This window comes from Palleronia caenipelagi (assembly GCF_007004065.1).
Lineage (GTDB): Bacteria > Pseudomonadota > Alphaproteobacteria > Rhodobacterales > Rhodobacteraceae > Palleronia > Palleronia caenipelagi.
In genome coordinates, this window is sequence record NZ_VFSV01000105.1 from 1 (window position 1) to 3361 (window position 3361).

Consider the following 3361-nt stretch of genomic DNA (forward strand, 5'->3'; position numbering starts at 1 on the left):
ACGGTCGGGGCCTCAAATCTCGGCCAGATGCTGACCCGGATCTGCAACGAAGACGGCATAGATCTGGTCAATATCGTGCGCAAACAGGACCAGGCAGAACTGCTCAGGCAAATGGGCTCCGCCTATGTTGTGAATTCATCGGATGATGACTTCATGGACCAACTCCGTTCGGCCATCGACGACACCGGTGCATTCTACGGGTTCGATCCCATCGGCGGAGGAAAAACGGTCGACACTGTCTTCAAGGCCATGGAGCGGGTCGCAGCGGGCAAAATGACCGAATATTCGCGCTATGGCTCCAACCAGCACAAGCGCATGTTCATCTACGGACGCCTGGACCCTGGCCCGACGATCTTGTCCCGGAATTACGGTTTCGGCTGGAGCCTGTCGGGATGGCTCCTGTTTCCCTTCATTCAATCTGCTGGAATGGAAACCGTGGGACGGATGCGCAAGCGTGTGCTTGAGAACCTGACGACGACCTTCGCCAGTCTCTACAAGAAGCGGGTCGACCTCGAGGAGATGCTGGCCAAGGAATCCGTGACCGATTATCGAGAAATGAAGACAGGTGAGAAATACCTCGTTATGCCTTGGAAATGAGGGGCCTGCGGCTAACGTTATACTGACCGTTGTGGTCTACACTTGCGCGGGTGCGCCGCTCTCTTGCAGCCTATGATAAGAAGTTCTCCGTGGGCTTTGAAAATAGATTAGCGTCAGAATTTCTGTGCTTGCCGTTTCAGGAAAACTTCTATGCTTCACACGTTTGGACTTCTCTTGGGCTGCCAGTTGCTGGGGGAAATAACTGCACGGGGATTTGGCTTCTCAATACCCGGTCCGGTTTTAGGTCTGAGCCTGCTTGTACTGTTACTCGGCGCGGTCCCCACACTCGCCGGACGGCTCAGGCCGACCACTGAGGTCATTCTGACGAACTTGTCATTCTTGTTTGTCCCGGCCGGTGTGGGTGTGATTGGTAACTTGGCCGTTTTATCTCAGGACGGGATCGCACTGCTGGTGGTCTTAGTCCTGTCGACGGTGCTCTCGATGCTTGCCTCCGTGGCAACCTTCATCGGCGTTCGCTACATAACCGAGCGCCGGACAGCATGACCGACATCGCGAGCCTCTGGAGCTATCTGGCGACCAGCCCGCTCATCTGGCTGACGACGACGATCCTCGCCTATCTGGTAGCAGACAGCGCAGCAAAGAGGCTGGGGAAGCCGCCCTGGGCCAATCCCGTTTTGATGTCTGTGCTCCTGATCGCCCCCGTGCTCTGGTTCACCAGGACGGATTACACGACCTATTTCGAGGGCGCTCAGTTCATCCATTTCCTGCTCGGGCCGGCGACGGTGGCATTGGCTTTGCCGCTTTGGGACAATCGCGAGACAATCCGAAGCTCGGTCGCACCGATCCTTATGGCGTTGGTTGTAGGCTCGATCGTCGCGGCAGGTTCGGCCATTCTGCTGGCGCGAGCCTTCGGCCTGCCGATGGAGGTCCTTTTGTCTCTTGCGCCAAAGTCGACCACAGCGCCGGTGGCCCTCGGCATCTCTGAAGGGATCGGGGGGCTTCCCGCTCTGACCGCAGTGTTGGTCATTCTGACGGGCGTCATCGGGGCTGTCACGGTGACACCCTTGATGAATATGCTGCGGATTACGGACTGGCGTGCGCGCGGTTTTGCCGTCGGTGTCGCGGCCCATGGAATCGGCACGGCCCGCGCTTTTCAGGTCAACCCGGTGGCCGGGGCCTACGCAGGTATCGCCATGGCGCTGAACGCGTTGCTGACAAGCCTGATCGTACCGCTATTGGTCCGCTGGCTGATTTGAACGCCTTCCAGCTCAATTCTGTGAACGCCTCTGCCGGGGTCTGGTATCCGATGGCTGAGTGTCGGCGCTGGCGGTTGTAGAAGACCTCGATTTACTCGAAGATCGCGGCCCTGGCGTGTGCCCTTGTTGCGAAGCGCTGGCGGTGGACCAGTTCCTTTTTGAGCGAAGAAAAGAAGCTCTCCATTGGCGCGTTATCAAGGCACTCCCCCTTTCGGCTCATGGATTGGATCAGCTTCGCGCGGTGGATGATCTTGCGATAGTCCCCACTGGCATATTGCACGCCGCGGTCCGAATGCAGGATCAGCCCCGGAACCGGACCGCGCCGGTTCAGAGCCATTCTGAGCGCATCACAGCAGAGCTCCGCTTTCAAATGTTTGGCCATGGACCACCCCACGATTTCGCGGGACGCCACATCCTTGACCGCAGCGAGGTAGAGCCAGCCCTCGCCGGTATCGACATAGCTGATATCCGCCAGCCAGACGGTGTTCGGGATGGTGCAATGAAAGGACCGCCCGAGCAGGTTCGGCGACGGTGTCAGCTTATGATTGCTGTTCGTGGTCACCGGCTTGCGCGGCTTGCGTTGGCCGGCTGAGATCCTGTTTTCCCGCATTATTCTGGCCACGCGCCGCTCCGAGACGCGCTCGCCATCAGCGCGCAGATCCTGGTGAATGCGTTTGGAGCCGTAACGGTATTTGCTGGCTTTGAAGAAGTGCCTGATCCGCTCTAGCAACGCCACGTCTTGTGCCGCACGCCGTGCCTCCCGGCCTTGACAGGCCGCCCAGCTCGCGTCGTGACCATAAAACCAACTGCGTGACAGGCGGACCAGCCGGCAGAGTGTCGAAACCGCGTATTGAGCTTTGTGGGCAGTGATGAAAGCGTGCTTGTTCATCGTGGTTTCACCGCCCTTGCTGCGAAAAAAGCGGAGGCCTTTTGCAAGATCTCGTTCTCCTCCGCGAGACGCTTGTTCTCTTTTCGCAACCGTTCCAACTCGGCGGCGTCCGCCTTCTGGCGACGTTTGGCCTCCATCGAGCCGAACGCCTCGATCTCCAGCCGCCAGGTTTTCAACTGCGTGCCGGTGATCCCCAGCTCTTTCGCCACGCTGCCCTGCGTCGCGCCCGGCTCATAAAGCCGTTCAACCGCTGCAGCTTTGAATTCGTCCGTGTACTTCCGTCGATGTCGTCCCATCTCGTGCTCCTCTCGTGGACAGGGGTAAAGTACCCCGCTGTCCGGAGACAGGGACGAAGATCACTGCCGGTGACTTCGACGGCCCGGACTTCCAATGTTTCCTCGTCGATACCGATGTGCACCTTGCGCCAGATGCGCCGTTTGGCTCCGCCGTGCTTGCGGGCGTTCCACTCACCTTCGCCTTCGGCCTTGATGCCGGTGCTGTCGATCAGCAGGTTTAGCGGGCCCGTGCCGCCGCGATACGGGATCGCCACATTCAGCGTCTTTTGGCGGCGGCACAGGGTGCTGAAGTCCGGCACTCGCCAATCCAACCCAACCAGCCGCAGGAGGCTCTGAACGAACCCGGTCGTTTGTCTCGTCGC

At 59.2% G+C, this 3361-nt stretch carries 5 protein-coding genes and 1 pseudogene; 3 read left to right on the forward strand and 3 right to left on the reverse strand.

Annotated elements, in window-relative coordinates; all coding sequences use genetic code 11:
* The 3 genes from FEV53_RS19815 to FEV53_RS19825 all read left to right on the forward strand — a co-directional run.
* On the forward strand, nt 1–597 hold a 597-nt coding region (locus FEV53_RS19815), incomplete at its 5' end, for a zinc-binding dehydrogenase (RefSeq protein ID WP_142836369.1).
* A 150-nt stretch (nt 598–747) separates the two neighbouring features.
* On the forward strand, nt 748–1101 hold the full coding sequence (locus FEV53_RS19820; RefSeq protein WP_142836370.1) for a CidA/LrgA family protein: 354 nt from the start codon (nt 748–750) through the stop codon (nt 1099–1101).
* Nucleotides 1098–1814, forward strand: coding sequence for an LrgB family protein (locus FEV53_RS19825; protein ID WP_142836371.1), 717 nt, complete (start codon nt 1098–1100; stop codon nt 1812–1814). The genes FEV53_RS19820 and FEV53_RS19825 overlap by 4 nt, the downstream gene beginning before the upstream one ends.
* A 91-nt stretch (nt 1815–1905) precedes the next feature.
* Here FEV53_RS19825 and FEV53_RS19830 read toward each other — a convergent pair whose 3' ends face one another.
* The 3 genes and pseudogenes from FEV53_RS19830 to FEV53_RS19840 all read right to left on the reverse strand — a co-directional run.
* The gene (locus FEV53_RS19830; RefSeq protein WP_185962358.1) at nt 1906–2703 is read right to left on the reverse strand and encodes an IS3 family transposase; all 798 of its coding nucleotides are present in this window, start codon (nt 2701–2703) and stop codon (nt 1906–1908) included.
* On the reverse strand, nt 2700–2999 hold the full coding sequence (locus tag FEV53_RS19835; RefSeq protein ID WP_142836373.1) for a transposase: 300 nt from the start codon (nt 2997–2999) through the stop codon (nt 2700–2702). Before FEV53_RS19835 ends, FEV53_RS19830 begins: the two co-directional genes overlap by 4 nt.
* Nucleotides 3000–3055: 56 nt before the next feature.
* Nucleotides 3056–3361: pseudogene (locus FEV53_RS19840) on the reverse strand (transposase); the annotation flags it as partial.

Bases quoted from the DNA above. Each gene is read 5' to 3' on its own strand.
- FEV53_RS19820 (WP_142836370.1), top strand. From the start codon at position 748: ATGCTTCACACGTTTGGACTTCTCTTGGGCTGCCAGTTGCTGGGGGAA.
- FEV53_RS19825 (WP_142836371.1), top strand. From the start codon at position 1,098: ATGACCGACATCGCGAGCCTCTGGAGCTATCTGGCGACCAGCCCGCTC.
- FEV53_RS19830 (WP_185962358.1), bottom strand. From the start codon at position 2,703: ATGAACAAGCACGCTTTCATCACTGCCCACAAAGCTCAATACGCGGTT.
- FEV53_RS19835 (WP_142836373.1), bottom strand. From the start codon at position 2,999: ATGGGACGACATCGACGGAAGTACACGGACGAATTCAAAGCTGCAGCG.